1 protein-coding gene is annotated in these 1,299 nt (G+C 64.9%); it reads right to left on the bottom strand.

Annotated elements, in window-relative coordinates:
- Nucleotides 1-87: 87 nt before the first annotated feature.
- Nucleotides 88-1,299: recombinase family protein (locus GGQ80_RS18265; protein WP_183987539.1), on the bottom strand; the 1,212-nt coding region annotated here is incomplete at its 5' end.

Here is a 1,299-nt window from a genome sequence, read left to right as displayed (position 1 = left end):
CTGCTCTTCCGAGAATTGCTTCCGCTTCATTCCGTCCGTCCCTTTGAGGGGCCGGTCTCTAGTTCCACCTGGATGAAAAAACGGGGGTCACGTCACACCGAGCGTGGACAGATCGACCTCACCCTCACGCACGATCTTCCACCAGCGGTGCGCCTTGACGAGCAACCTGACAAGCGACGGGTTGGGCGTCGCGGCAACACCGCGCCCGTCGCCCTGGATGAGCCGCATCGCCTTGCCGGTCCGCGTCAGCCGTACCGCTGCGTGAAGCTTGAGCTGTGGAGGGGCGCCGTGTTTTGTTGCGACGTTGAGGAGTTCGGCAAGCGCAGCGGTACCAACGCTGATGTCGATTCCCGCATCGGTGACCTGAACTTGATCGACGAGGCGCCGCACCGTCGACCTCGCCTCTGCCGTGGTGGAGATGCTGATCCCGCGGCACGTGGTCGCAAGCGCCGTCATCTGGTTCGGCCTGACCTCGAGCCAGCTTGCCGCGATCAGCGCCACCGGATCGGCGATGACGTTCGCCAGCTTGGCGGTGACCGCCAGCTCGACCTCGCGTGCGGGGAGCCGCATGCCCGTGGTGGCCTTACCCTCATGGAGGTCGCGGCTGACATAGTAGCGATACCGTTGGGTGCCCTTCGTGGCATGCACCGCGATCAGCGGCTGGCCGGCGCCATCGATGATCCTGCCGGCAAACAGGCTGGGGTTAGCTGACCGCGCGCCGCTTCTGTGCCCCTGCCGGTTGTCGGCGAGCTTCGCCTGCATCCTGTCCCACGTCTCGCGGTCGATGATTGGCTGGTGGAGGGCGGCATGGACTTCACCCTTGTGGTGGATCTCACCAATATAGGTCGGGCATTTGAGCAGGCTGTAGATCTGGCCACGGGTGAACGGCACCCTGCCGAACGCCTGACCGCTCCTCATCCGGATGCGCCTGGGCGCCCAGATGCGGTGCTCGGCAAGCTCGTCGGCGAGCAGTCGCACGTTGCCAAGCTCAAGGTAGCGGGTGAAGATGCGGCGGATGAGGCTTGCCTCATCCTCGACGATGGCAAGGCTGCGACGATCGGGGCGATAGCCCAGCGGCGGGGTGCCGCCCATCCACATGCCCTTCGCCTTGGACGCCGCGATCTTGTCGCGGATCCGCTCGGTGGTGACCTCGCGCTCGAACTGGGCAAAGGAGAGCAGCATGTTGAGCGTGAGACGCCCCATACTGGTGGTGGTGTTGAACGACTGGGTGACCGAGACAAAGCTGGTGCCCGCGGCATCGATCGCCTCGACCAGCTTCGAGAAGTCGAGCAGCGAGCG

Source organism: Sphingomonas jinjuensis (assembly GCF_014197105.1).
GTDB lineage: Bacteria > Pseudomonadota > Alphaproteobacteria > Sphingomonadales > Sphingomonadaceae > Sphingomonas > Sphingomonas jinjuensis.
This window is presented reverse-complemented; position numbering and strand designations above follow the sequence as displayed.